This is a genomic window from Streptomyces laurentii (assembly GCF_040635425.1).
Classification (GTDB): Bacteria; Actinomycetota; Actinomycetes; order Streptomycetales; family Streptomycetaceae; genus Streptomyces; species Streptomyces laurentii.
In genome coordinates, this window is the sequence record NZ_JBEYHT010000009.1 from 1 (window position 1) to 25,837 (window position 25,837).

The 25,837-nt window shown below is 69.5% G+C and carries 17 protein-coding genes, 4 pseudogenes and 1 riboswitch; of the genes and pseudogenes, 9 read left to right on the plus strand and 12 right to left on the minus strand.

From position 1 onward, the window contains the following. Nucleotides 1–94 precede the first annotated feature (94 nt). Nucleotides 95–370: pseudogene (locus ABZ693_RS08250) on the plus strand (DDE-type integrase/transposase/recombinase); the annotation flags it as partial. A gap of 285 nt (nt 371–655) precedes the next feature. Here ABZ693_RS08250 and ABZ693_RS08255 read toward each other — a convergent pair. From ABZ693_RS08255 to ABZ693_RS08265, 3 genes and pseudogenes are all read right to left on the minus strand, one after another. Further along, the gene (locus tag ABZ693_RS08255; protein WP_359874732.1) at nt 656–1,804 is read right to left on the minus strand and encodes a CU044_5270 family protein; all 1,149 of its coding nucleotides are present in this window, start codon (nt 1,802–1,804) and stop codon (nt 656–658) included. Next, entirely contained in the window at nt 1,801–2,364 is a 564-nt protein-coding gene (locus ABZ693_RS08260; RefSeq protein WP_359874734.1) for an RNA polymerase sigma factor, read from the minus strand. The genes ABZ693_RS08255 and ABZ693_RS08260 overlap by 4 nt, the downstream gene beginning before the upstream one ends. 468 nt (nt 2,365–2,832) lie before the next feature. Then, nucleotides 2,833–4,122: pseudogene (locus ABZ693_RS08265) on the minus strand (IS110 family RNA-guided transposase); the annotation flags it as partial. Nucleotides 4,123–4,244: 122 nt separating this feature from the next. Between ABZ693_RS08265 and ABZ693_RS08270 the strand changes: the two are divergent. Beyond that, a complete protein-coding gene (locus tag ABZ693_RS08270; protein ID WP_359874738.1) occupies nt 4,245–5,621 on the plus strand; it encodes an IS1380 family transposase in 1,377 nt (458 codons plus the stop codon). A gap of 172 nt (nt 5,622–5,793) precedes the next feature. On the opposite strand, the gene ABZ693_RS08275 is transcribed toward ABZ693_RS08270, so the two are convergent. Further along, a complete protein-coding gene (locus ABZ693_RS08275) occupies nt 5,794–7,158 on the minus strand; it encodes a hypothetical protein (RefSeq protein WP_359874740.1) in 1,365 nt (454 codons plus the stop codon). Nucleotides 7,159–7,752: 594 nt separating this feature from the next. Here ABZ693_RS08275 and ABZ693_RS08280 point away from each other — a divergent pair. Next, nucleotides 7,753–8,491: pseudogene (locus tag ABZ693_RS08280) on the plus strand (transposase family protein). Between the two features lie 872 nt (nt 8,492–9,363). Here the strand turns inward: ABZ693_RS08280 and ABZ693_RS08285 are convergent. The 4 genes from ABZ693_RS08285 to ABZ693_RS08300 form a co-directional block, all read right to left on the minus strand. Further along, the gene (locus tag ABZ693_RS08285; protein ID WP_359874742.1) at nt 9,364–9,801 is read right to left on the minus strand and encodes a 3'-5' exonuclease; all 438 of its coding nucleotides are present in this window, start codon (nt 9,799–9,801) and stop codon (nt 9,364–9,366) included. A gap of 78 nt (nt 9,802–9,879) precedes the next feature. Next, nucleotides 9,880–10,392 (minus strand): hypothetical protein, encoded by a 513-nt coding sequence (locus tag ABZ693_RS08290; protein ID WP_359874744.1) that lies wholly within the window; start codon nt 10,390–10,392, stop codon nt 9,880–9,882. Nucleotides 10,393–11,185: 793 nt separating this feature from the next. Continuing rightward, a complete protein-coding gene (locus tag ABZ693_RS08295; RefSeq protein ID WP_359874746.1) occupies nt 11,186–12,304 on the minus strand; it encodes a fatty acid desaturase family protein in 1,119 nt (372 codons plus the stop codon). A 7-nt stretch (nt 12,305–12,311) separates the two neighbouring features. Further along, nucleotides 12,312–13,367, minus strand: coding sequence for a ferredoxin reductase (locus tag ABZ693_RS08300; RefSeq protein WP_359874748.1), 1,056 nt, complete (start codon nt 13,365–13,367; stop codon nt 12,312–12,314). An 87-nt stretch (nt 13,368–13,454) separates the two neighbouring features. Here ABZ693_RS08300 and ABZ693_RS08305 point away from each other — a divergent pair, with 87 nt between their 5' ends. Then, the gene (locus ABZ693_RS08305; protein WP_359874751.1) at nt 13,455–14,594 is read left to right on the plus strand and encodes a PucR family transcriptional regulator; all 1,140 of its coding nucleotides are present in this window, start codon (nt 13,455–13,457) and stop codon (nt 14,592–14,594) included. A gap of 684 nt (nt 14,595–15,278) precedes the next feature. After that, nucleotides 15,279–15,433, plus strand: a riboswitch (cobalamin riboswitch). 210 nt (nt 15,434–15,643) lie between these two features. On the opposite strand, the gene ABZ693_RS08310 is transcribed toward ABZ693_RS08305, so the two are convergent. Continuing rightward, entirely contained in the window at nt 15,644–16,930 is a 1,287-nt protein-coding gene (locus ABZ693_RS08310; protein WP_359874753.1) for an aminotransferase class V-fold PLP-dependent enzyme, read from the minus strand. Beyond that, the gene (locus tag ABZ693_RS08315) at nt 16,927–18,909 is read right to left on the minus strand and encodes a hypothetical protein (protein ID WP_359874755.1); all 1,983 of its coding nucleotides are present in this window, start codon (nt 18,907–18,909) and stop codon (nt 16,927–16,929) included. The genes ABZ693_RS08310 and ABZ693_RS08315 overlap by 4 nt, the downstream gene beginning before the upstream one ends. 156 nt (nt 18,910–19,065) lie before the next feature. Between ABZ693_RS08315 and ABZ693_RS08320 the strand changes: the two genes are divergently transcribed. Genes ABZ693_RS08320 through ABZ693_RS08340 form a run of 5 tightly spaced genes read left to right on the plus strand, consistent with a single transcriptional unit; the run spans nt 19,066 to nt 24,950 of the window. Further along, a complete protein-coding gene (locus ABZ693_RS08320; protein WP_359874757.1) occupies nt 19,066–20,445 on the plus strand; it encodes an ABC transporter substrate-binding protein in 1,380 nt (459 codons plus the stop codon). Next, the gene (locus ABZ693_RS08325) at nt 20,442–21,338 is read left to right on the plus strand and encodes a carbohydrate ABC transporter permease (protein WP_359874759.1); all 897 of its coding nucleotides are present in this window, start codon (nt 20,442–20,444) and stop codon (nt 21,336–21,338) included. The genes ABZ693_RS08320 and ABZ693_RS08325 overlap by 4 nt, the downstream gene beginning before the upstream one ends. An 8-nt stretch (nt 21,339–21,346) precedes the next feature. Continuing rightward, the gene (locus ABZ693_RS08330) at nt 21,347–22,186 is read left to right on the plus strand and encodes a carbohydrate ABC transporter permease (RefSeq protein ID WP_359874761.1); all 840 of its coding nucleotides are present in this window, start codon (nt 21,347–21,349) and stop codon (nt 22,184–22,186) included. Nucleotides 22,187–22,188: 2 nt separating this feature from the next. Continuing rightward, nucleotides 22,189–23,955 (plus strand): glycoside hydrolase family 36 protein, encoded by a 1,767-nt coding sequence (locus ABZ693_RS08335; RefSeq protein ID WP_359874763.1) that lies wholly within the window; start codon nt 22,189–22,191, stop codon nt 23,953–23,955. Next, entirely contained in the window at nt 23,952–24,950 is a 999-nt protein-coding gene (locus ABZ693_RS08340; protein WP_359874765.1) for a LacI family DNA-binding transcriptional regulator, read from the plus strand. Before ABZ693_RS08335 ends, ABZ693_RS08340 begins: the two co-directional genes overlap by 4 nt. On the opposite strand, the pseudogene ABZ693_RS08345 reads toward ABZ693_RS08340, so the two are convergent. Both ABZ693_RS08345 and ABZ693_RS08350 read right to left on the minus strand, forming a co-directional pair. Continuing rightward, nucleotides 24,949–25,158: pseudogene (locus tag ABZ693_RS08345) on the minus strand (helix-turn-helix domain-containing protein); the annotation flags it as partial. The gene ABZ693_RS08340 and the pseudogene ABZ693_RS08345 sit on opposite strands and share 2 nt — an antisense overlap. A gap of 200 nt (nt 25,159–25,358) precedes the next feature. Further along, nucleotides 25,359–25,670, minus strand: coding sequence for a site-specific integrase (locus ABZ693_RS08350; protein WP_359874767.1), 312 nt, complete (start codon nt 25,668–25,670; stop codon nt 25,359–25,361). Between the last annotated feature and the right edge of the window lie 167 nt (nt 25,671–25,837).

Here is a 25,837-nt window from a genome sequence, read left to right on the forward strand (position 1 = left end):
CCGCAGCGATCTGGCACAACCACAAGACCGGACAACCAGTCATACGATCCCTGATCGCCTACGACCACTGAACACATCGGAATGACTCATCTAGGTCAACACCTGGTCCGGAGTGGTCTACGTCGCCTTCGTCGTGGATACCTTCTCCCGCCGGATCGTCGGCTGGTCGGCCGCCATGCCGAAGGAGACAAGGCTCGTCCTGGACGCCCTCGAGATGGCCTTGTGGCAACGCGACCGCGACGAACACCCTTACCGGCGCGGCGAGTTGATACATCACTCCGATGCCGGGTCGCAATACACGAGTTTCCTGCTCGCCGAGCACCTGAACGACGCGGGCATCGCGGCCTCGATCGGCTCGGTCGGTGACGCCCGAGGCGGCGTGCCCTGACTGCGGTGCCGTGTCCGGCCGTGTCCACGGTGGTTACCGGCGGCGCAGTCCGTCCGCGTAGGCCTGGCCGAACTCGGCGGAGCATCAGCTCCTCGACCTCGCGGAAGGACAGCGGGAAGCGGAAGTACAGTCATACCGCGTGCGCGATCACCTCCACCGGGTACCGGTGGCCCTTGTACGACGGCGACGCGGACGACACGAACGAATCCCTCCCCGGCGCGACCACCAGAAGATCATCCCACCCGGCCGGTCAACGTGACAGTGCCCTCAGCGGGCCGGCTCGGTATCCGGCTCCTCGCCCGGAGTGGAATTCGGGCCCGGGTCCTCGGTGTCGGTGTCGAACGGCGGTGCCTCCTCGGTCCACTTCATCGAGGTGATCGTCGTGTAGTACTGCACCTCGCCCTTGCTCACACCGTCACCGCTCCGTGTGGCGACTGTCTCGGTGCCGAGCGGCATGCCCGTGGACTTGTCGAAGATCAGGCGGAGTTCGGGGTCGTGCTCGCGGGGGCTGCGGAGGGCGACGGCGTAGCCGGTGCGGCCGGTGTGGTCCTTGACGTCCCCGAGGGAGCGCACGCCGGGTTCGGCGGCGAGGAGGCGGTAGGCGGCGGCGCGCAGGGCCGGGGTGGACGGGAGAGTCGTGGCGAGTCGGACGGCTGTGTCGACGACCGTCCGGTCGAGGATTTCCTCGGGGGCGTTGTAGTCCTTGTCGACCAGGGCGAACAAGCGCTCGCGGAGGGCCTTTTCATCGGTGGGGAGCGTGGCCAGGAGGCGGAGGGGGAGGTCGCCCGTCGTGCCGCTGTCCGAGATTCCGCCGGGGGCATCGTGCTCGATCTCGCCCCTGCCGGCGTAGGTGACGGTCTCACCCGTCAGGTTCCACGACGTGGGGGAACCGTCCGCCTTCCATGCCGCCTCGTCGGCTTTCGTGGCCGGGCGGGCCCCCGGGTCCAGGAACTGCGACCACTGCTTGTTCTTGGCGGCGGCCGTCCAGGACCGCTGTTCGTTGCGAACGGCGACGGTGTAGTTCTTGCCGGGGACCTTGTGGAGGGAACCGGCGTGTTCCTCCACGTACCAGTAGGTGCCGGAGCCAGCCGGTTGCTGCCTGACGTGGGAGGCGGCAGCGAGAAGGATCTGGCTGCCGGAGCCCGACGCCGCGGAGGGCGCAGGTCCTGGCTTCTCCGGCGCGGTGTCAGTGATCACCACAGCCGCCACCGCCATCGCGGTGGCCAGGGCGAGACCCGAGAGGAGAGGGCGGCCTACCCTCCGCGGCTGGGCGGTGGCGCGAACCATGCGCGTCGCGCGCGGACGGATCATGATCGTTGCGAGCTCCTCTTCCCGAACCGGCGACGGCGTGCGGCGGCCGGGGTCAAGGTGGGCGGGGCGGGCGGCTGTCAGGCGGTGCAGGATGTCGTTCTTCACCGGGCATCCTTTCCTACGGCGATTCGGACTCGGGTGGACGTGCGCCGCACGGCTGCAGCCTCCTCCATGAGCGGGGAGGCCGACGCGGCCTGGGTGAGACGTTTGCGCGCCCGGTGCAGACGGACCCGCAGAGTGATGGGCGAGCAGCCAACCACCTCGGCCGCCTGTGCCGGGGTCAGGCCCTGCCACCCGGAGAGGATCAGCAGTTCCCGGTCGTCCTCCGGCAGCGTGGCCAGCGCCTTGAGCAGCGCGCTTCGCTCGGACACCTCCTCGGCGATGTCCGCCTCGGCGGGCTCCGCCCAGGAACGCAGTTCGGCGGCGAACGACGCGCGCCTGCCCTCCGCCCGGATGCTGTCCCGCAGGATGTTGCGGGCGACTCCGAGCAGCCATGGCAGCGGCGGCTCGGGAACGTCGTCCAGCTTGCGCCAGGCCACGGTGAACGTTTCGTTCACCACCTCATCGGCGACCTGACGTCCCGCACGGCTGACGACATACGCCCACACGCGTTGCCGGCAGCCGTCATAGATTGCGGTGAAACGATCCGCGTCGTAGTTGGGCACTGCCGCACCTCCTGTCCCTCCTGGTGTGTTCTGTCATGGGGTAATGGGCCGAACGGGCTGATCGTTACAGCGGCATGTCGGAAAACACGCCCGAGAGACGAGCGGTACGTCGCGTCAGGGTCCGCAAGACCGCCGCGCAGGCCCCGGGCGTCATGTGCGGTGATCAGCCGGCTGGCTTTCCGGACGGTCAGCTCCTTGCGCTTGTCGGGTGCGGGCTTTCCGCTGGCCCGGACCTGCTCCAGGTGGCGGCGGACGGTCCGCTTACTGCCGCGATAGCCGAGCTCGGTGATCTCCGCATGAAGCAGTGCCGCGTCCGTGCAGCCCTCGTTCCACCGCCGGTACAGATACGGCGAACAGGTTCTCGTAGGCCGGAGCTTCCCCTACGCTCCCCAGCCGTCCCGGGGGGTGCCTCTATGTCCTTCGTCAAGGCATCCTTGTCGGGTTTGGGGTGATTCGGTCTTGCTGGGGTCATGCGGCGAGCTCGACGTCCGCGGGCGTGCGGGATTCGTAGAAGGTGCCGTCTCGGAGCATGGCGAACAGGACGCTGATGCGTTGGCGGGCGAGGCGGAGGAGGGCTTGGGTGTGGGTTTTGCCGCGTGCTCGTTGCTTGTCGTAGTAGGCGCGGGAGGTGGGGTCGGCCTTCATGCAGGCGAAGGCGGAGAGGAACATGGCACGTTTGAGCTGCCGGTTTCCGCCTCTGGGCGCGTGCTCGCTGTGGATCGAGGTTCCCGACGACTTCGTTGTCGGGGCGAGGCCGGCGTAGGAGGCGAGGTGGGCTGCGGTGGGGAAGCTGGTGCCGTCGCCGACGGTGACCAGCAGGACGGCGGCGGTCCTGACGCCGACGCCGGGCATCGAGGTCAGGACCGGGGAAAGAGATATCCGATGCAGTTGATCTGTCAAGCGGCGATGGTGAGTTGTGGGGCCGGTAGGATCGGGAATGCGGCTTGTTCGTCGTATGGGCTGCGCTTGGTGAGGCAGTAGTGGAGGCAGCCGAGCATGCGGTTGAAGAGGTTCCGCTGGGCGGCTGTGTGGCGGTCTCCGTCGGCTCGTCGCCGGTCGTAGTGGGCTCGGGCGCCGGGTGAGGCGGTCAGGCTGGCGAAGGCCCAGACGTAGCCGACCGAGGCCAGGCGCTGGTTTTTGACCCTGCGGGCCATGACGGCGAGGCTTCTGCCGGACGCCCTGGTGATCGGTGCGGCCCCGGCGAAGGCTGCTCTTCTTCAGCAGCGTGCGCAGCTGGGCGCGGGTGAGCTTGGCGGCCTGTTCGGGGGTGGGGGCCGCTGCCAACACGGCGCGGGCGACGCTGCCGCTGATCCCTTCGCGTTTGCGCTGAAAGGCAGCGAGGTAACCGGGGAAGTATTCGCGCAGGTGAGAGCGGAGTTTATTGCCGGCTTGGGTCCGGTCCCATACGGCATCCTGCTGGGCGCGGGCGAGGACGGCGACTGCTCGGGCGAGCTCGCTGTCGTCAGGCAGCGGCCGGTGCGCGGCCCTGTCCGTGCGCAGGATGTTCCCGAGCACCATGGCGTCGAGGTGGTCGGATTTCTTGCGGGTGACCGTGTGGCGGTCGCGGTAACGGGCGGCGGCCATCGGGTTGATGGCGTAAATAGGCCGGCCGGTTGCGCGGAGGCATGCCACGAGAAGTCCGCGGGAGGTCTCGATCGCGATAGGGACTGGGGCGTTCACGGCGTCGCCGTGGGTGGTGAGGAGTTCGAGTAGCTGGTGCAGGCCGTCCAGGTCGTCGGCGATCCGAGCCCTGGCTAGCCTCGCGCTTTCAGGAAGCGGGCCGTCCGACGGGTGGTCAGGTGTGCGAAAAGTGCCTCTGACCAGCAAGAATGAGGATTGTCGAGGTCCTTGTTCCTGCTCCAGCCGGAGGCACTTCTCAGGTGAAGAAGAGTATCGGGTCGTACCCGCGTGTCCGCATTGAGGGCGGTGGCCGCGGGGTGGTGTCCCAGGCCGGGGCCGTGCTGCTGGTCGAGACGGTTCGCAAGGCCGGGCTGGACCGGGCGATATCGGCGGCGCTGATGCCGTGGCGTCGTCCGAGGGCGGTGCACGATCCGGGCAAGATCCTGCTGGACGTGGCCTTGGCGGTCGCGCTGGGCGGGGACTGCCTTGCGGATGTCGGGATGCTGCGGGCCGAGCCGGCCGTGTTCGGGCCGGTGGCGTCCGACCCGACGGTCTCCCGCCTCGTCGACAGCCTCGCCGCGGCTGGGCCGAAGGCCCTGTCCGCGATACGGGCCGCGCGGGCCGAAGCCCGCGAACACGTCTGGAACGTGGCCAAGAACGCGGCCCCGGACGCCGAAGGGCAGGTGGTCGTGGACCTGGACGGGGTGCTCGTGCCGGCCCACTCCGAGAAGCAGGACGCCACCGCGACCTGGAAGAAGACCTTCGGACACCATCCTCTGATGGGGTTCGTCGATCACGGAAGCGGCGGGGCCGGGGAGCCGGTGGCCGGCCTGCTCAGGCCGGGCAACGCGGGCAGCGACACCGCCGCCGACCACATCACCACCGCCCAACTCGCCCTGGCCCAACTGCCGAAGAAGTACCGGCGCGGACGCCAGACGCTGATCCGTACCGACTCCGCAGGCGGCACCCACGAGTTCGCCGCCTGGCTCGCGAAGCGGGGCCGGTGGCTGTCGTACTCGGTCGGCATGACCATCACCGACACCATCCACCAGGCCGTCCTCAAGATCCCGCCCGCCACGTGGACAGTGGCCGTCGAGCCAGATGGAGAGATCCGCGACGGCGCATGGGTCGCCGAACTCACCGGCGATGTCCTCAAGGGCCGGCCGCAGGGAACGCGGCTGATCGTCCGCAAGGAACGACCGCACCCCGGCGCCCAGTCGCGGATCACCGACGCCGACGGCCTGCGGCTGACCGCGTTCGCCACCAACACCACTGACATCCCGATCGCGGCACTCGAACTGCGGCACCGCCAGCGGGCACGGGCCGAGGACCGCATCCGGGCCGCGCGGGCCACCGGCCTGCGCAACCTGCCCCTGCACGACACCGCGCAGAACCAGATCTGGCTGGAGATCGTCCAGATCGCCCTCGACCTGCTGGCCTGGATGCCCATGCTCGCCTTGACCGGCGAGACCCGCGGGTGGGAGCCCCGCCAGCTCCGGCTCCGCCTCTTCTCCGCCGCCGCCCAGATCGTCACGACCGCCCGCCGCCGGCACCTGAGATTCGCCCGCCACTGGCCCTGGACCGACGTGATCACCGCCGCCCTGGCGCGGCTCGACGCACTCCCGAACCCCGGCTGACCAGCACGTTCCCGTCCCTGCGAGCAGCACCACCCCGACCGGAGCCGTGGAACCCGGCGCCCACCCGACGCGACAGCCGGGCCACCAAGCTGACCATCACCAGCCCGAACAACCGAAACGGCCCGCCGAAGAAACCGACGGACCGTCACGAAAGATCGAGGATAGGGACAGGTCAGGACGTCTTTGGCAACGGCGTCTCCTTGAGACTCGTCCAGTGCTCCGCACTTTCGAAAGCCCAATCCAGCTTCTTCCGCTCATCGGCTTGGCACTGCCTTCGGACGTTTTCGACGTACGCCGCCCGTGCGTCGGCACAGCGTTTTTGGGCGTCGTCTTTGCATCCGGACTGCTCGTAGTATCCACTGCGGTAGCCCGTCGCGTCGTCCGTGAAGAAGTAGCGGCTCTTGCATACCACTCCGCTGCCCACCCCGTCGCACACCGGGTTGTTCAGTACATCACTGATTTTGGCCAGCCGGGCATTGAGGTTGTCGGTGATGATCTCGTCGGCTTTGGCGCCGACCCAGGCGGCATTGGAGGCGGCTGCGATCCGGATGCTGTCGACATTCGTGGACTCGTGGGGGTCGCTCACGTTGGGGTCCTGGAACGCCATCTCCTGGTAGGTCGCCAGGTGGGTGCTGATGGCCAGTACACACACCGGCAGGCCCGCTTTCGTGTAGTCCACGCCGGCGCTCTTGCTCTGCAGTGTTCCTATGACCGAGGTAAGTTTGTTGTGGTACGTCAGCAACGTTTCGTACAGCTCCCGCTTCGAAGTGCTCTTGGACTTTCGCGGGATGTAGTACTCACTGTTGCTGATGAGTACGCCGTTGACCTGCCCTGCCTGCTCGCTGACCGTCTGGACCTTGTTCGCCTCCGCGACGATGGCGGAGAAATCATCCAGCATCTTCTTGACGTCTATTCCCTGGCTCCCCGGGAAAAGCGCGTTCAACAGGTCGCTGCCGACCTTCCCACCCACGGCTCCGAGCAATCCCTTGGCCACGGATAGCAGAAGGTCCGCCCACAGCGCGATCGCCAGGGCCTCGATCCGTGCCTGCTTCTCATACTGGTTGGCCCGCACCTCGTTGGGCTCCGGTTCATTCGGAACATAGGTGAAACGGCCATCCCGGGTAACCTGGGCAAGGTGATAGAGGTAGTAGATTGTGGCTTGGCTGGTTTCCCGAACGAGAACGGGCGTCCCGGCAGGATAGTCGTGGAAGTCAGCTTTTAGGAGGGTTGCCCAGTCCGAGCCCGAGCGGATTTCCTCGCCCTCGATCAACGGGCTCAACTGGTCGACGAGTTTCTGGAAGAGAGCGGTCTCCCCGTCCAGGAATTTTTTCTGGCCCTCGCTGAGCTTCGGCAAATCCTGTGGTGCCGCAAGTGGGAAGTTGTTGTGGTCTCCTTCGATGTAGACCCGGTCGACCAGAGCCCGAATCTCATCCGGCGTCGCCCGGGACGTGCGGTAGAAGTCCTGCAGTTTGCGAGCCATGTAATCCCGAGGGTTCCGGGCCCTCGACAGATCGGCGAAGAGAATGTCGACTGCCATGCTGAGTCCTTCCGACGATGCGGTTGGGGGGCACAAGCTTCACCTGCCGCGCCGGCAGCGTGAACAGCCCGTGTCGCGGCTCAGTGTGAGAATGGTGAGGTGCTCGTCACCGCGGTCCTCGCAGCGTCAACCCGGCACGACATGCACGCTCGAAGGTTCCGGGAACCTGCGGGCATCCCGTCCTCTTGAGTATGCGACCGCGGACGACGACTCGCACCTCGCTGATCCGGCGGCGTGAACGGCATGGCCGCGGCGCGACAGCCTCCCTCGTCGTGGAGGTCGAGCGTGCCACGTCAGGCCGCTCCGAAACCCCGAGGGTGAGAACGCCCACCAACTGCGGCGGCTTCTCTGCACTTCACTCAACGGGGTGACGGCGAGGTGTTCAGTCTCGGGCTGGCCGGGTGGAGGGAAGCCCGAGGCCGACGGAAGTCCTTCTCATGAGCTTGGCCGCGTCGGCTTGCTTGGTGCGGACGAAGGTCAGTGAACCTCTTCCAAGCTGACGGGTGGTTGGATCGGTGTCCCCGGTGGCGGGCATGAAGAAAGCTCCTGGTAGACGGGTTCACGACCAAGATCACCAGTCCGCCAGGAGCTCTCGTGCTTGTCTACCCGTCCGCCATCGATCTGTCCAGCCGCACCCTGGAGCATCTCTCCGGTCTTCTCGCAGGTCACCGCCGCCGCATCGGTTCCCGCTGGCGGCGCCTCACTTGCGGCCGGCAGGCCCTGCTCGTTCTCGCTCACCTGCGCTGCGGCGACACCTACGCCCGCCTCGCGGCGGGTTTCCGGGTCGGGATCGCGACGGTCTACCGGTACATACGCGAGGCCGTCGACCTCCTGGCCGCCCTCGCGCCCACGCTCGAACAGGCCATGCAGACCGTGCGGAAGAAGGCGTACGTGATCCTCGACCGTGCTGCCGATCGACCGCATCGCCGCCGACCGGCCGTACTACTCGGGGAAGAAGAAGCACCACGGCATGAACGTGCGGGTCATCGCCGATCCGGCCGGGCGTTTGATCTGGGCATCGGACGCGCTGCCGGGGGCCACGCACGACCTGACCGCGGCCCGGACCCACGGCATTCCCGCCGCTGACGGCGTCAAGTGCTGGGCGGACAAGGCCTACCAAGGTGCGAGTGCTGCCGTCCGCGTCCCGTTCCGGGGCAAGAACCTTCGCGGCTGGCGCCGGCGTCACAACCGGGACCACGCCAAGATCCGCAGCCTCGGCGAACGCGCCATGGCGATCCTCAAGTGCTGGCGACTCCTGCGGAAGCTCCGCTGCAGCACCACCCGAATCACCGCGGTCGTCCGAGCCGTCGTCGCCCTCGAACTCGCCAGCTGATCAAGATGGAAAAGGCTCACTGACCCTGCAAGTGCAGCAGCGCAGTTCAAACGCTCGGCGTCGTGAATCTCGCCATTGAAGAATCCCAGTTGGGCGAGCCAGTGCAGGGACATGGCTATTTCCGGCCGCCGCTGCTGCGTGTGCCAGGTCCTCGGCGTACTGGGGGTGTACTCGTCCTTCGCTGGACCATGACGTCCACTCGAGAGCCTTCGGGTGCTTCGCAGCAGCCGATTGGTTGCCCGCTCCGCGGTCCAAGCCCTGGCGACTCTCTCTCGTGGCGCGTTGGATCGAAGCGTGCTCCGTGGAGACCTGTCGGCCCATCCTTCGTTCGTGTACCGACTCACCGCCGCCGCGGGCCATTGGTCAGGGGCCCATTCCGTGCCGACCAAGATCCGGGCCATACGCGGACCAGCCACCTGCAGCTTGGCCGAATCGTGGCCGTTTCCGCTGGTCAGCGGCCACGCGAGGCGTGTACCACCAGCACACGAAGAATCTACTGGTGTCATACTCGCCGAAGAAGCTCGGCCTCTTCTAGAGTCCAACTGGTGCTTGCTACAACGCTCCTTGTTGCCGTCCTCGGGACACTGGCCATCAACGCATTGGTCGTGGCGCGAACCCCTCGCCTGTGACGGTTGCAAGGACATCCCCCACAAGGGTTTGGCGGTGGCAGCCCTCGCCACCGCCACAGGTAGCGGTCTTGCCATTTGGCTCACGTCCCGATGAGGACCCTTCGGACAACCGGGCACCGAGCAGGGGAAGGGGGCTTGTGAAGCTTCCCCTTGATCGTGGACACCTGGAGACTGGGACATGAGCATCACGGGGAAACTTCGTGTCGGGGTTGGCCCGGGGATCCGTCCGGCCTGCCTCGTCCCTCATTCGCCACCCACCACCGTATCCCCGTCGAACCGCAGCGACGTGATCCGCGACTCGCCGACCCACTCCCGGAGGGTGTCCGGTGCAGCGGGCTCAAGTTTCGTGGTGAAGAGAATGGCCAGGTCCTCTCTGGCCCGTGAGCATGCCACGTAGAAGAGGTTGCGTGCCCTGATGAACGCCTCAAGTTCCTTGTCCATCAGTTCGTCGCGCCGGGAGAAGATAGCCAGCATCTCGGGGATCTGGAAGCGGGAGTGTCCCTTGCTGACCACGGCGAGGACCCGGTCGAACTCCAGTCCCTTGACTCCATGTTGTGTGGCGAAGGGCGTGCCGCCGCCGAGGTGCTCGTTCAACGCCGGCAACTCCGCGTACGGCACCTGGCGCAGTTGTTGGTACTCCTTCGACCGCGCCGCCCGGACTTCGGCCTTGTCGTCACTCACAGCGCCTCCGCTGAGCGGCGGATCTCCGACGTAGTTCGCCGAATACGGAACGTTGCCGGGCTCCGACAGCCCGATGAACTACCCGAGACCGGGAGTGCCGGTGCGGTTGCAGAACAAGTTCCAGGAGATGTCCTCGAAGTCGTCGGACTGGCCGAACGGCACCAGCGCGACGCCGTTGTAGGCCAGCCCGGCCCCGAACGGCTCGTTCTTCTCAGGTCCGGTGTTGTACTCGCCCAGGTACGTATTGACCGTCCACTGCGTACCGTTCCAGTACATGACGACCAGCTCACTGGTGCCGTTGGTGCCATAGATCACCGAGTGCCCGCCCCCGGTGGTCATCGTTTCCTCCCCGGGGCCGCCGGCAACCGTGACCGGCGTGTAGGCGACCCGGAGGTTGCCGGTGATCGGCGCGCTCGGGTTGCCGTTCAGGCCGTTGAAGAGCACCGGCGTGTCCAGCTGCCCGCTCTCGTCCAGCCGGCACGAGGCCACGTACCCGGACGGATCGGTCCAGAACAGGTAGATGCCGCCGGGCAGTTGCCACAGGTTCAGCACCGCGACGATGCCTCCGGAGCCCCCGCCCCCAGCTGCCACCCGTCCGACGGTGCGCCGGGTGGATCCTCCACCGACCAGTACCGGCCCGCGTTGGAGCACAGGTACTTCACCACCCCTGTTCCGTCCACGAAGAACGCCTCACAGAACCCTGTGCCCACCGGCGCGTTCCCGTCGTACGGGAAGGGGTTGCGGAATGGCGCGACCGGCGACGCGGCGCTGCCCACCTGAACGGGTGCAATCATGCCGAAGCTCCCACCGAAAGGCCCAGCTCGCGACCCTGCGGCATACCCTCCCTTCGCAGGGCGATCGGGAGCGGCTGTCGGGTCCGTCGCTGGCCAGGATTGCTTCAGATGTTCTCCCCGAACAGTCGGGGGTGGGCTGGGTGGCCCAGCCCATGCCTCAGATGGGCATGCCGCCGATCCGCCCTCTCCAGGGACCCGACGACAACGGCCCGGACCCCTCCGGTGCGGACCGCCAGCCCGGGGAAGGTGTTGTGCGCCGTCATGGTAGTGAGGACGGCGAGCGGCGCCAGGTCCCTGTCGCGGGCAGGGCGGGCAGGGCGGGCAGGAAACCCTGCGGCAGTGGCCGTCCGCGCTCACCTGGAGCTTGCTGGTGAACCCGCCGCGCGAGCGGCCCACGCCCTCTCCTGACCGGGCGGAAGAGGGGGCCGTCGTCGTCGAAGTTCCGTCACAGCCGAACGGAGTATTCAAAGGGGGAAGAAGCCCCTGGCCACAGCTTCGGTCACTCAGCAGCCCTCAGGAGAACTCGCGGGATGTCGCACAGACCGGCGGTGCCGTCGGTACGGCCGAAGGGTCTGAGCCAGTACCGGGAGTCAGGCCGCGGCGAGCGCCTGCTCGCGGTCCGGCGTCGTGACCTTGGGCTTCCTGTTCGGCAGCGAGAGCCGGAAGACCTTGTGCCACGCGGAGTACACCTGCTTGGGCAGCGGCCCGGTGACGTACTGCAGCTCGTACTTCTCGAACAGGGCGCGCACCTTCACCGCGACCTCGGCGTACCGGTTGCTCGGCAGGTCTGGGAACAGGTGGTGCTCGATCTGGTGCGACAGGTTGCCGGTCATGAAGTGCATGGCCTTGCTGCCGCTGATGTTCGCCGAGCCCATCATCTGGCGCAGGTACCACTGGCCGCGCGTCTCGCCCTCGATCGACCGGCGCTCGAAGACCTGCACGCCCTCGGGGAAGTGCCCGCACATGATCACCGAGTGGGACCAGATGTTGCGGACCAGGTTCGCGGTGAACGTGGCGGCGAGCGTGGTGAGGAACGACGGGCCCGAAAGGAGCGGGTGGATCACGTAGTCCTTGAGCACCTGCTTGCGGATCTTGCGGCCCACGGCCCTGGCCCGCACGCGGAACTCCGGGTTCTTGCGGCGGCGCTTGTGCAGATTCCTGCCGAGTTCCAGGTCGTAGGCGGCGATGCCGTACTCGAAGAAGCAGGCGTTGATGAAGTTCCACAGCGGCTGGCCGAGGTGGAACGGGCGCCATTTCTGGTCCTCGTCGACGCGCATGATGCCGTAGCCGAGGTCGTTGTCCTTGCCGATCACGTTGGTGTACGTGTGGTGCAGCTCGTTGTGCGAGTGCTTCCACTGCTCGGCCGGCGAGACGTGATCCCAGTCCCAGGTGGTGGAGTGGATCTTCGGGTCCCGCATCCAGTCCCACTGGCCGTGCAGGACGTTGTGGCCGATCTCCATGTTCTCCATGATCTTGGCCACGGACAGGCCGGCGGTGCCGATCAGCCACGCGGGCGGGAAGATCGAGAACAGCAGGACGCCCCTGCTGACCAGCTCGAGTTTGCGCTGCGCCGAGATGACCTTGCGGATGTAGGCGGCGTCCTTCTCCCCGCGGCCGGCGATCACCTCGTCGCGGATCGCATCCAGCTCGCGGCCGAGCTCCTCGATCTGCTCCGCGGTCAGGTGGGCGGTGGGGTCGATGGCGGTCAAGGTGCTCCTACCGTTCGATGTCGCAGGGGCCCGCCGCGGCGGACACGCAGGTCTGGATGAGGACGCCCGGCTCGGCTTCGGTGATCTCGCCGGTGCGCAGGTCGCGGACGGCGCCCGACGTGAGCGGTGTGACGCAGCCGAAGCAGATGCCCATGCGGCACCCGGACGGCATGAGTACGCCGGCCTCCTCGCCGACGTCCAGCAACGGCGTGGCGCCGTCCGCGTCGACGGTCCTGCCGGTGGTGCTGAACCTGACCCGGCCACCGTTGCCGCCGACGACAATGCTGGGGCGGAAACGTTCGGTGTGCAGGCGCTCCGGGACGCCGTGCTCGGTCCAGTGGTCCTCGGCGGCATCGAGCAGGCCCGCGGGCCCGCACGCCCAGGTCTCGCGCTCGGCCCAGTCAGGGACGAGTTCGCCTAGACGGGCGATGTCGAGCATGCCGTCCGTGTCGGTGTGCAGCTCGGTGAGACGCAGTTTCTTGTCCGCGACCAGGTCGTGCAGCTCGCTGCGGAAGATCACGTCGTGCGGCTGCGGTGCGGAGTGGACCATGACGACGTCGTCGAACTCGATGTCGCGCAGCATGCCCATCACCGGCGTGATGCCGCTGCCGGCCGTCAGGTAGAGCACCTTGGCGGGCTTGGCCTCCGGCAACACGAAGTCACCGGTCGCCTGGTCGAGCTGGATCAGCGTGCCTGGTTCCGCCCTGTGGACCAGGTGGTTGCTGACCTTGCCGTCCGGGATCGCCTTCACGGTGATCGTGATCCGGCCGTCCCGACGGTTCGTCGGTGAGGTGACCGAGTAGGCACGCCACAGGCGCACCCCGTCGACGTCGACCCCGATCCGCACGTACTGACCGGCTGTGTGGCCGCGCCAGCCCCGTCCCGGCCTGATCACGATGGTCGCGGCGTCACCCGTCTCGGGGTGCACGGCCTCGATGCGCCCCCGCAGGTCGCCGCCCGCACGCAGCGGGCTGACCAGGTCGAGGTAGTCCGACGGCAGCAGCGGCGTCGTGACCATCTCCAGCAGTTTCCACGCCCCACTGCGGAGGGCTGCACTCGTCATGCCCCCAGCTTGATGTGCTTCGGGAGGTAAAGTCCTGTCCGCAGGACGTGAATCTGATCAGTTGAATTGTTCGCAGGGAACAAAAACGTGAGCCATGCAGTCCGGAGGGCCAGCGAACTGGTCCTGGATGAGACGACAGTCACCGCGCTTCGGGCCGCGCTGAGGACCACCGCCGACGAGGTCGTCCAGGCGATCATCGACGAGGTCCCGTCCTACGCCAACGCGCTTTCGGGCCGCATGGGCGTCACCATCCGCCGGGCCGTCCGCACCGCCCTGGGCCACTACCTCGACCTCGCGAGCGGGAACGCCACGGGCGGCGACGCCGGCGACGCGGCCTACGAACTGGGCCGAGGCGAGGTCCGCGACGGCCGTTCGATGGACGCCCTGCTCAGCGCCTACCGGGTCGGCGCCCGCGTGGCCTGGCGAGGCCTGGCCGCAGGAGCCGTACCCGCAGGTCTGCCCGCCGCGCAGGTGGCCAAGTTCGCCGAGCTGACCTTCGCCTACATCGACGAGCTCTCCGCCGCGAGCGCCGCGGGCCACGCCGACGAACTGGCCGCGCGGGGCCGGGCCCACGAGCGCCACCTGGAACAGCTGGCCCGCGACCTCCTCTCCGGCGCGAGCCCGGACGTGCTCCTTGCCGCTGCGAGGCGGGCCGCGTGGCAGCCGCCGGCTTCGCTGACCGCAGTCCTGCTGCCCGCCGCCCAGGCCCGGCCGGCCTACCGCGCGCTCGACCCGGGCACCCTCGTCCTCGACGATCTTCCGGACGCCTCCGGCGTGCTGCTCGTCCCCGATGCCGACCGAGCGCATCTCCTGAGGCAGCTGCCCGACCGCACCGCCGTGGTCGGCCCGGCCCGGCCGTGGACGCGTGCGTCCGCCTCGTACGCACGAGCCGTACGTGCGCGCTCCCTCTCCTGCGACATCCGCGACACCGAGGACCACCTGCCCGAGCTGGTACTGAGCGCCGACGCGGACGCGTTCGCCGACCTGCGTGTCCGAGCCCTCGCACCGTTGCGGACCTTGTCGGCCGCGACCGCGCGGCGGCTCGAGGAGACGTTGCGGGCGTGGCTGCTGCACCAGGGCAGGCGGGACGAGGTGGCGGCGGCGTTGTTCGTCCACCCCCAGACCGTCCGGTACCGGATGTCGCAGCTGCGGGAGCTGTTTCCGGATCTCGGGTCGCCGCACCGGGTTCTCGAACTGACGCTGGCGGTCGGTCTCCGGGCGGGCTGACGTGTTCTTCGACCGTCCACGGCCCCGTCCCGGACCATTTCCGGACCAGCTCTCGCCAACGGTCCACGGCAGCTGCCCTTTCCCCAGGTCAGAGTGCGTGCAGCTGCTGTACCACCAGGAGACCAAGAACCTGCTGGTCAGCTACTCGCCGAAGAAGCTCGGGTTCTTCTAGGGGCATAAAAAGAGGCGCCTGACCTGGGCTTTTGCCCGTCAGGCGTCTCTCTCTCGCCGTCAAGGAACTTGGCGCAGTGCTGGCAGAGAACCCCGACGCTCTGACCCGCGCGGCGAGCACATTCGGCCGGGTCCACACCGGACTACAACCAGAACGAGAGAAACCTGCGTGTCATGCACCCATGGGGGCGGGGACCGCCGGGCTGGCCGTCACGGGGATCTTCTCGGGACCCGACGTCGACTCTCCCTTGACGCAGGTGAAGCTCGTCTCCGTCCTCGTCATCGCCCTGAACTGACTGGCAGCAACCGTCCCGTCGCACCGTCTCTCCCCCTCCGACGGGAGAAGACCGGGGCCGACGGCATTGTTCGCCGGCGCTGCGATGGCTGCGCTTTCGCAGGCCGGCGGGTGAACCGCCCTGGTCATCGGCTTCCTCGACAGCAGGACGTGACCTCTCTTTCGTAGGCTGGCCGGGCAGCTGGTTCGCCCCGTCCGCCAGGCGGGACGGTCGCCAGAGGGAACCCGGTGGGAATCCGGGACTGCCCCGCAGCGGTGAGCGGGAACGACCGCCGACATACGCACTGGGACCGCCGTACCGGGCCCGGGCCCGGGAAGCGACGGCCAGTAGGAGTCCTCCACAAGGAGGACGTGCCCGCGAGTCCGAAGACCTGGCCGCGAAGCTCCTGGCAGCACGGTGGACCTTGGTCGTGACGTGACACCGTCTGCCAGGAGCTTCGTCGCTGCGCAGGAGCGTCCAACTCGTGGCTGCCACGACCGGGCTGGAAAAGGCTCCGTGTGGCGAGGAGCCGAGCAACCTGTGCCGGATCGGGAAGCGCGGCTGGGTCAATCACCCGAGGTGGCCGTCCCCTGTTCAGCAACCTCAGTCGCCGTCCAGCAGGAACCTCAGCCCCCGGGCAAGCCGCTCGTACTCCGCGGGGCGGTTGTAGATCTGGCCGCAGATACGGATCCCGCCGCCTCCCGGCCACGGCCAGACCAGGACCCGGCAGCCGACCCTGGCCATGATCTCTTCACGCAGAGCCTCCGCCTCCGGTCTGGTCCGGGCGAACCGCGGCGGCAGCCGCAGGGCACGCAGGGCGAGCCGGTCGTCGGCCGGCAGCGGGGTCACCCCTGGCAACTTGGCCAGCAGCCCGGCGCCGTGGGCCGCGAGGGCACTGTTGTGGGCCCGTACCCGCTCCGCGCCAAGTGCGGCGAGCAGGTCCAGGCCGTCGGCCGCGGCGAGCAGGCCCGTGTAGTCCGCGGTGCCCCGGTACTCCACGGCGCGCGGGAAGCCCCGGTGGTCCTCCCAGGACGGAACAGGCGCAGGCACCCGATCCCGCAGGGCGGGCGCGACCGCGAGGACGGCGGAGCCCGAGGGCGCGTACGCCCACTTGTGCAGGTTGCCGAACCATACGTCCGGCCGGCCGGCCAGCGGGGCGGCAAGCATGCCAGGCGCGTGGGCGCCGTCCACGACGGTGGTCACCCCGCGATCGGCGAGGTCGGCGAGAAGCCGTGGCCCGGCGACGATCCGGGCCGTGGGTGAGGTGATCTGATCGACTACCGCCACCCGGGTACGGGGAGTGACCGCGGCGAGCACCGCTTCGCGTACCGCGTCCTCGTCCGGCAGCAGCGGGTGGAGCGGGACTGTGACGAGCCGGGCCCTGCGCGCGGCGGCCTCGACCACGGTGCCGTAGCCGTGGTCGGTGACCAGGACCTCGTCGTCGGGACCAAGCCCGAGCGCGTCCAGGGCCAGGTGCGCGGCCTCGGTCGCGTTCGTCACCAGCGCCATGCCCTCCGGGTCGGTGCCGAAGTGCGCGGCGATCCGGGCCCGCGCGGCGGCGAGCCGGTCCGGGACGCCGAGGAAGAAGGCGTCGGGGTCGGCGGCTGCCTCGTCCGCGATGCGGCGGTGTTCTCGCGCGACCGGGAGCGGGACGGAGCCGAAGGAGCCGTGGTTGAGGTGGGCCACCCGCGCGTCGAGCCGGAAGAGCTCAGCACCGCCGGGGAAGACCCCGGCGGGCGCGGGCCCGTCGGTACCGACAGGCACCGGGCCGTCGGTACGGAGGGGTGCCGGACCGCTCGCACCGCCGGGCGCGGCGTCGACCGTCCGGCCCGGCGCGGCGTCGACCGTACCGCCGGGCGCGGTGTCGCTCGTACCGGCCGGCGTGCTCATCGGGTCTCGGCCGTGGCCGTGTGGCCGGGGGCCACCCTGACGCGGACGGTCGTGTAGACGGCGCCGTCGATCATCCTGGTCTCGGCCGGGCGGGCGACGCCGTCGACGGTGACGGTGTCGTGGTGGCCGGCGAATCGTGCCTCCCAGGTGTACGGGGCGGAGCCCGAGGTGTGGGTGAGCGTGGAACGGTGGGCGCCCTCGTGCTTGAGCGCGAAGGCCGAGTCACCGATCCGCAGGGCCTCCACGGCGAGCCATGCCATGCCGGAGGGCAGGCGGGACTGGGTGGTGAGCAGACGCGCAGGGGCGTTCGGTGTGACGCCCATGAGGCCCTGGACGGTCTGGGCGATCAGGGTGAAGGACACCTCGGGGTAGTCGCCGTTGGTGCCCTGGCGGGTGTTGACGTGCTGGACGTCCTTCTGGGCGTAGACGCGCCGCATCCACTTCCAGGCGGTGTCCGGACGGTTGTTGGTGAAGAAGGTGTCGGGGAGGTAGGTGAGGGCCTCGACGTTCTCGGGGCGGCCCTCGCCCTCGGCCTGGGCGTCGACGTAGTCGAGGTATGCCTCGCGCCGGGCGCCGGGCTCGATGATCTGCTTCATCGGCATGAACCAGCTGTTCTCCTTGCCCCAGCCGGTCAGAGCCCGCCCGTCGACGGTGTAGCCGCGGACCATGTCGGCGGCCGAACCGTCGCCGCTCCAGGTCGTGTTGAAGTACGTGTGGAGTTCGCGGGCCCGGTGGGCGAAGTCGGTGGCCGTGCGGGCGTCGCCCTTGGCGCGGGCCAGCGCGGCCATCGCCCGGTATGCCTGGTATTGGGAGCCGATGGCGTCTCCGGCCTCGACGAGCGGCTCGTCGCTCTGCTCGTTGTAGCTGGCCACGCCCTGGAAGATACCTCTCCCGGTGCCCTCGGCGACCTTCACCCGGTCGCCGTTGTCCTTCCTGCCGTCGTGAAGGGTGACGAACTCCTCGGTGGCGTGCCGGTAGAAGTCCCACAGCACCGGGTCGTCGAGGTAGCTCCGGTCACCGGTCCAGCGGTACGCCTCCTCGGCCTTCTGTACGAGCTCGAAGACCGCGGGGACCTCACGGACGAAGAGGTCGGGGCGGCGGTAGTCGATGGACAGGTAGGTGCGGTTGTCGAAGTTGAGCGCCCAGACGGGGTAGTAGGCATGCTCGGCGGTGGCGGACGCGGCGAAGGCGCGCAGCATCGCCTTGTTCTCGGCGTGCAGTCCGAGCACACCGGCGCCGGCGAGCTGGTGGGTCATGTCCCGGGAGTAGTAGCCGCTGCGGTTGGCGTAGCCGGCCCAGTAGGAGGGGGCGTAGACGCCGGTGCCGGTTCCGCCGGTCTGGCGCTCGTCCGCGTTCAGCGGCCCCGGTGTGCCCGGGAGGTGGACCCAGCTGCCCGCCTTGCGGGTGGCCCAGGCGAACATCTCGCCGGCCTCAGGGTCGCTGGAGGTGATCCGGGGGTTCGCGGGGGTGGCCGGCGAGACCATGACGTCGTCGGCGTTGACCCAGCTCCGGCCGGACTCGAAGGCGATCTCCAGGCGGTCGCCGGGGGCGAGGGTGACCGGGCCGAGGGTGTGGCGGCGGTACTGGGCGGCGGCGGGCAGGTCGAGCGAGGCGGCCGGAGAGCCGTTGACGCGCAGGACGTACCGGCCGCCCGGGCCGCCGGTGGCGATCCAGGCGGAGATCGCGTAGGAGCCGTGGCCGGCGGCCGTCACCGTCTGGGAGACCTTCATGCCGCTGCCCGCATCCAGGTACGCGAGCCGGGCACCGGCGTGCGGGTAGTTGACGGCGGTCCCCGTGCCCGGGGTGAACTCCCAGCCGCTCCCCCCGGCTTCGAAGCCGGGGTCGCTCACGGTGAGGAGCGCCGGGGCAGTGGGCGCGGCCTCGGTCTCGGCAGCGGGGGCCGCCGGGGCGACCGCGAGTGGGGCCAGCGCGGCAAGCAGGGCGGTCGCGGATCTGAGAGCCAGGCGGGAACGCGTCATGGGGATCTCCCGGAGCGTGGGTGGACTCGGCGCGCGGCACGCTAGCAATCCCCACAGCGGCTTGCAATGGTTCTCACAGTCGTTGAACGACGACTCAACCGAAAGTTTTCATCGATCCATTGCAAGTACAGAGAGGCGCTTGTACTGTCCCGGCTCATGACACAGAGCGACCGCAACGGAGCGGACAGACCGATCGGACGCAGAGGCGTCCTGCGCACGGGCGGCGCCCTCGCCGCCACCGGCCTCGGGGGCCTCGCCCTCTCCGCCTGCACCGGCACCGGCACGGGTGGAGGCACGGGCCGGGCCGGCGATCCCAAGAAGGGCGAGATCACCGTCTGGTCCTGGCAGGGGCCCGCCACCGAACTCAAGGCCCTCCTGCCGGACTTCAACCGGGTCTACCCGGACATCAGGGTCACGGTCCAGGACATCGGGAACCCGGCCATCTGGGACAAGATCACCACCGGTCTGGCCGCGGGCGGCCAGGGGCTCGCCGACGTCCTCCACATAGGCGTCGACTACCTTCCCGGCTACGTCGAGCGATTCCCCGGCGGCCTCGCCGACCTCGGCCCACTCGGCGCCACCCGGCACAAGGACGCCTTCGCCTCCGGCCTCTGGCAGACCGTCTGCCCCGACGGCAAGCGTGTGAACGCCCTGCCCTGGGAGGCCAATTCAGCCGGCTTCTACTACCGCGCCGACCTCTTCGAGAAGGCGGGCGTCGACGCCGAGGCCCTCCAGACCTGGGACGAGACGATCGAGGCCGGCAAGCGCCTCAAGGCCAAGACCGGCGTCCACCTCCTCGGCATCGACAAGCCGGCCTCCCAGCCCGACGCCGCCAACTTCTTCCAGATGCTGCTCCAGCTCCAGGGCGCCTTCTACTTCGACCTCGAAGGCCGGGTCACCCTCGACTCGCCCGAGGCCGTGCGGGCCATGACGCTGGTCAAGACCATGAACGACGCCGGTCTCGTCAGCGACCTCGCCGGCGGCTGGAACGCCCTCATGAGCTCCCTCAAACAGGGCACCAACGCCGTCGTGCCCTGGCCCACGTGGTTCGGGGGCATCGTCGAGGAGCAGGTGCCCGCCGAGGCCGGCAAGTGGAAGGTGCGGCTCCCGCCCGCCGTACGCCGCGGCGGCCCCACCGCCGCCACCGTGAACTCCACCCACCTCGCCGTCGCAGGCAGCAGCAGGCACCAGGCGGCCGCCTGGTGCTTCGTCGAGTTCGCCCTCACCCGCCCCGCCTCCCAGGTGCGGATCTACCGGGGCAAGGGCATCGCCCCCGCGCTCATGAAGGCTTACGACGACGCCGTGTTCCACGAGCCCTCGGCCTTCTTCAGCGGCCAGAAGAAGGGCGAGATCTTCCTCGCCGCCCTCAAGGCGCCCTCCCCGGCCGTGAACTACACCTCCGACTACGCCCGCGCTCTCAAGCTGATCACCGACGCGCAGTCCAGGGTCCTCCTCAAGGGCGCCGACCCGGCGACCGTGCTCCGCGAGGCGGCCGCCGAACTCGTCCGCCAGACCGGCCGGAAGGCCGCCCGATGAACCTGGCCACACCGCTCCCGGCCGCCGCCCGCCCCCGGCGGCGCGGCCGGGCGGCTCCGTACCTCTTCGTACTGCCGGCCCTTCTGCTCTTCTCCGTCTTCAAGCTCTACCCGATCGGCTGGTCCTTCGTGATCAGCCTGCACCGCACCGTCGCGGGCACGGAGACCTTCGTCGGCTCCGACAACTACCGGCGGCTGCTCGACGACCCGTTGCTGTGGACCGCGCTCCGCAACACGGCGATCGTCCTGGCCGTACAGGTCCCGCTGATGCTGGCCCTCGCCACTGCTCTCGCCGTCGCCCTGAACTCCACGCTCCTGCGCGGCCGCCCGGTCTTCCGGCTGGGCTTCTTCCTTCCGATGGTCACCGGCCTCGTCGCGTACGGCATCGTCTTCTCCGTCCTCCTCAACAAGGACTACGGCCTCGTCAACTGGCTGCTCGGCCTCGTCGGCGTCGCCCCCGTGCCCTGGCTCACCGACGGCCTGTGGGCCCGGATCTCCCTGAGTCTCGCCCTCACCTGGCACTACACCGGCTACAACGCCGTCATCCTGCTCGCCCGCCTCCAGACCGTGCCCGCGGAGCTGTACGACGCCGCCGCCGTCGACGGGGCCGGCGCCCTCGCCGCGTTCCGTCACGTCACCCTGCCCGGGCTGCGCCCCGCGCTGCTGCTCACCACTGTCCTGTCCACCATCGGCACGCTGCAGCTCTTCGACGAGCCGACGGTCCTCACCGGCGGCGGCCCCGACAACGCCACCCTCACCATCGGCGTGTACCTCTACCGCAACGCCTTCACCTACGCGGACTTCGGCTACGCCTCCGCCCTCGCCTACGCCCTCACCCTGCTCATCGGCCTCCTCGGCCTGGTCCAGTTCCGCCTCCTGGGAGACAAGTCGTGAGACACGCCATGACGAACCGGGCCCCGGGCCGGCGGGCCGGCCGCTCGCTCCTGCTCACCTCCGGCCTCGCGATCGCCCTCGCCGCCGTCGCCGTGCCCTTCTACTGGCTCGTCGTCGGCGCCACCCACAGCTCGCGCGAACTCTTCACGAGCCCGCCGCCGCTGCTCCCCGGCGGCCACCTCGCCGAGAACCTCGCCACCCTCCAGGACACCGCCCACTTCGGCCGGGTCGTCCTCAACTCCCTCGGCATCGCCAGTGTGTACACGCTGCTCGCGGGCACGGTCTGCACCCTCGCCGGATACGGCTTCGCCACCTATCGCTTCCGCGGCCGCGAGGTCCTCTTCGGGCTGCTCATGCTGGGCCTCGTCGTGCCCACCCAGATCACCCTTGTGCCGCTCTTCCGCATGATGGCCGGGCTCCAATGGCTCGGCACCTACCAGGCTGTCATCGCCCCCAACCTCGCCCTGCCCTTCGGCATCTTCCTCATGCGGCAGTCCATGGCGGCGCTCCCGAAGGAGCTGCTCGACTCCGGCCGCATGGACGGCTGCGGTGAGCGGCGGCTCTTCCTGAGGGTCGCGCTGCCGCCGATGCGGCCCGCCCTCGCGGCCCTCTCGATCTTCCTCTTCCTCTACCAGTGGAACGACTTCGTGTGGCCGCTGATCGTGCTGCGCGACGAGCTCACCTTCACCATCCCCGTCGCCCTCGCCTCCCTCCAGGGACTCGACGAGACCGACTACGGCGCCATCCTCGCCGGAACCTCGGTCGCCGCCGTCCCCATGGCGGTCGTCTTCCTGCTCCTCCAGCGTCACTTCGTCTCCGGCCTCCTCGCGGGCGCCGTCAAGGAATGACCATGACTCTCCAGGCCCGGGCCGACGAGCCCGTAACCACCGCGCACGAGACCCCGGTGCCCTCCGAACCCCTTCACGACGGGGTCTCGATCGCCCTCCTCTCCCCCGGCACCACCCCCTCCCGGACCCTGACCCCCCTCCCGGACGGACTGCTCGCCCTCGACGTCCACGCCCCCGGCGTCCCCGTCGAGATCCGCCTCTCCGTCCCCCTCGGCGACGCAGCCGGCTACTGGCATCCGCAGGGCGGCTGGCGCCGCACCCTCGTCCCCGACTGGGCCGGGCGGGCCGCTACCTGCCTCGTCGACGGCCCCGCCGCCGGCTCCCTGTACGAGCACTCCGGCGCCACCCTCCTCACCTGGGCCGCCGCCGACCCCGTCACCGAGGCCACGATCCGCTTCGGCGTCTCCGAGGAGAACGACACCCACGTCGTCCACCTCCGGCTGCCCGCCGCCGACCGCCCCCACCGTCTGCTGCTCGCGCCCCGCGCGCCCTCCGTCGCCGCCGCCCTGCGCCCGATCCGCGCCCACCTCGCCGCCGCCCACCCCCCGATGCACGTCCCGGACACGGCCCGCGTCCCCGTCTACTCCACCTGGTACGCCTTCAACCAGAACGTCACCGCCGCCGCCGTCGAGAGCCAGGCCGCACTCGCAGCCGAGCTCGGCTGCGGGGCGCTGATCCTCGACGACGGCTGGCAGGCGTACGGCAACGGCCGCGGCTACGCGGGCGTCGGCGACTGGCGGCCCGATCCCGCGAAGTTTCCCGACCTCGCCGCGCACGTGGCCGCCGTCCGCGCCCACGGCCTGTGTCACCTCCTCTGGGTGGCGCCCCTGCTGCTCGGCCCGCAGGCCGACTGCCACGACCGGTGGGCCACCGCGGCCCCCCGCCCCGCCACCGTGCCCGGCGCCCACGTCCTCGATCCCCGCCGCCCCGAGGTGCGCCGGCACGTCGTCGACCTGTGTGTCTCCCTCGTCCGCGACTACGGACTCGACGGGCTGAAGCTCGACTTCCTCGACGAGGCCGCCGTCTACGCGGGCGACGGCGGCGGCGACGTCGGCCACGCCATGACCCTGCTCCTCGACAGGCTGCGGCAGGAACTCGAGGCCGTCCGGCCCGGAATCCTGCTGGAGCTGCGCCAGCCGTACACGGGACCCGGCATGGCCCCGTACGGGAACATGCTGCGTTCCTTCGACTGTCCGGCGGACGCCACCGCCAACCGGGTGAACACGCTCGACACCGCTCTCCTCGCGGTCGGCGGCGCCGTCCACTCCGACATGCTCATGTGGTCGCACAGCGCCGGTACCGAGGCCGTGGCCAGGCAGTTGATCGGGGCCCTGCACTCCGTACCGCAGATCTCCGTACGCCTCGACGAGGTGCCCCGGGAGCACCGGGAGACCGTGCGGTTCTGGCTCGGATGGTGGCGGCGGCACCGCGAGCTGATCCTCGACGGCGAGACCGAGCCGGGGCGGCCCGACGAGCTGTACCCGCTGGTGCACTCGGCCCTGGGCGAGGAGTGCCTGATCAGCGTGCACGGCGACCGGGTCGCAACCCTCGACACGGCCGCGTACCGGACCTTCCACCTAGTGAACGGTTCCGGCCGGGACCGGGTGATGGCCGATGTCACCGGCGGCGGACCGGTGAGGGCCCGGGTCCACGGTCCCGACGGCCGTATGATGAATGATCCACTGACGCTCCTGCCCGACGGACCACGGCCCCTGGCCGTCCCGCGCGGCGGCCTGGTGTCGCTCACACTCATGGAAGGACCGCGATGAAGGTCGGCATCACCGACGTCGCAGCCCGCGCACAGGTCAGTGAGGCCACCGTCAGCCGGGTGATCAACCGGCGCCAGGGGGTGTCCCGCAAGACACGCGAGGTGGTCGAGCGGGCCATGGCCGAACTCGGTTACGAGCGCCCCACCCAGGGCCAGCTGGTGGCGGTCGTCACCGAATTCGTCTCGAACCCGTTCTTCGCCGACGTCGCCGAGCGGATCGAGTCCGCACTCGCCCCCCACGGCCTCAAGACCGTCCTGTGTCCCGTCTTCCCCGGCGGCGTCCAGGAACTGGACTTCCTCACCGCGCTCATCGACAAGGGCGTGGCCGCCGTGGTCTTCCTCTCCGCCTCCAACACGGTCGAGGGTGCCGACACCGAGAGCTACGAGCTGCTGCGCCAGCGTCGCGTCCCCTATGTCGGCATCAACGGCGAGTTCGCCGACGGCGTGCCCGTTCCCGTCTACTCCACCGACGACGCACTCGCCGCCGAGTTGGCCGTCGACCATCTCCACCGGCTCGGCCACCGCCGCATCGGCATGGCCTCAGGCCCCGCCGGGAACCGGCCCGCCGACCGGCGGGTGCGCGGTTTCGTCGAGGCGATGACCCGGCGTGGCGCCGAGGACGCCGAACGGTGGGTCGTCCGCCAGTCCTACACCGTGGAAGGCGGGCAGGCCGCCGCCGCGGCCCTCGTGGCGCAGGGCGCCACCGCCATCGTCGCCGCCAGCGACTATATGGCCCTCGGCGCCATCCGGGGCATCCGGCGGCAGGGCCTCTCCGTGCCCGCGGACGTCTCGGTGGTCGGTTACGACGGCTCGGCCGTCACCGAGTTCACCGACCCCACGCTCACCACCGTCCGCCAGCCGGCCGACCGGCTCGCCCTGGAGGTGGGCCGCAGCGTCCTCGCCCTGGTCAGCAACCGCGAGGTGCCGACCGGCGAACTCCTCTTCGACCCGGAGCTGGTGATCCGAGCCTCCACGGGACCGGTGCCGGGCACCTAGTGCGGGTCGGTGTCCGCCGAGGGCTGTGGTGCGGGCGGGAGGACCGGCCGGTCATCCCGGCCTCGCCGAATGTGCGGTAGCGGTCGGCCCATCGCTGGGCCGTGGTGGGTGAGACCTGGAAGCGCTCGGCCGGCCGGCCGTCCTCGACCATACAACGGGCCGGACGCAGACGTCCGGTCTCGGTCAGGGGTGCACTACGGTGGGGCACGAGGGCCTTTCTGGTCGCCGGTGCAGATGTCGCAATCCACACCAGGCCGGAAGGCCCTCACCCATTTCAAGATGCCCCAGCCGAGACCTCTATCGCCCGTCCACGACCTCCCGGGACAGAACACCTAGCCCTCCCGGTACCACCTGGGCCCGAAGCTGTTCGGGAATGCCACAGGCTCGCCGCCCAAGTGTCCCGTTGCGTCAGGGCGACGAGCGCCGCGAGAGAACCTCGATGCTCTGGCCCGCGCGTCGAGCGCATTCGGCCGGGTCCACACCGGAGTACCACCAGAACGAGATACCTGCGTGCCTGAGGTCGCAGGGCCGTTCGGCCGGCCCGGAGGTGAGCTCCATTCGTGTCAGCACGTACTTCCGCGCCCGCGCCCACGTCGTGCCGTAGGCCGCCGGGTCCACGTAGTCGCCGGCCTGGTTCCTGGACAGCCGGCCGTCCGGTGCCACGCCGAAGCGTTCGATGTGCGCACGGAGGATCCGTACGAACTGCGGCGGGATGGGCACGGGGCGAGTCGCGGTAGCTGCGCGGCGCTTGAGCGAGGGCACCTCATGCACCACACCGTCACCACCCGGATGGAGGACTCCAGCGGGCCGGCCTCCGACCGGATGGGGGCGCACCGGGCTGGGGCGGCGTGTCGGCGGGCGGTGCCCGGGCCGATCGGCGGACCCGT

Excerpts from the sequence above, each read along its gene's own strand:
- ABZ693_RS08275 (WP_359874740.1), bottom strand. The coding sequence starts at position 7,158 with ATGGCAGTCGACATTCTCTTCGCCGATCTGTCGAGGGCCCGGAACCCT.
- ABZ693_RS08300 (WP_359874748.1), bottom strand. The coding sequence starts at position 13,367 with ATGACGAGTGCAGCCCTCCGCAGTGGGGCGTGGAAACTGCTGGAGATG.
- ABZ693_RS08310 (WP_359874753.1), bottom strand. The coding sequence starts at position 16,930 with ATGAGCACGCCGGCCGGTACGAGCGACACCGCGCCCGGCGGTACGGTC.
- ABZ693_RS08315 (WP_359874755.1), bottom strand. The coding sequence starts at position 18,909 with ATGACGCGTTCCCGCCTGGCTCTCAGATCCGCGACCGCCCTGCTTGCC.
- ABZ693_RS08320 (WP_359874757.1), top strand. The coding sequence starts at position 19,066 with ATGACACAGAGCGACCGCAACGGAGCGGACAGACCGATCGGACGCAGA.
- ABZ693_RS08325 (WP_359874759.1), top strand. The coding sequence starts at position 20,442 with ATGAACCTGGCCACACCGCTCCCGGCCGCCGCCCGCCCCCGGCGGCGC.
- ABZ693_RS08330 (WP_359874761.1), top strand. The coding sequence starts at position 21,347 with ATGACGAACCGGGCCCCGGGCCGGCGGGCCGGCCGCTCGCTCCTGCTC.
- ABZ693_RS08335 (WP_359874763.1), top strand. The coding sequence starts at position 22,189 with ATGACTCTCCAGGCCCGGGCCGACGAGCCCGTAACCACCGCGCACGAG.
- ABZ693_RS08340 (WP_359874765.1), top strand. The coding sequence starts at position 23,952 with ATGAAGGTCGGCATCACCGACGTCGCAGCCCGCGCACAGGTCAGTGAG.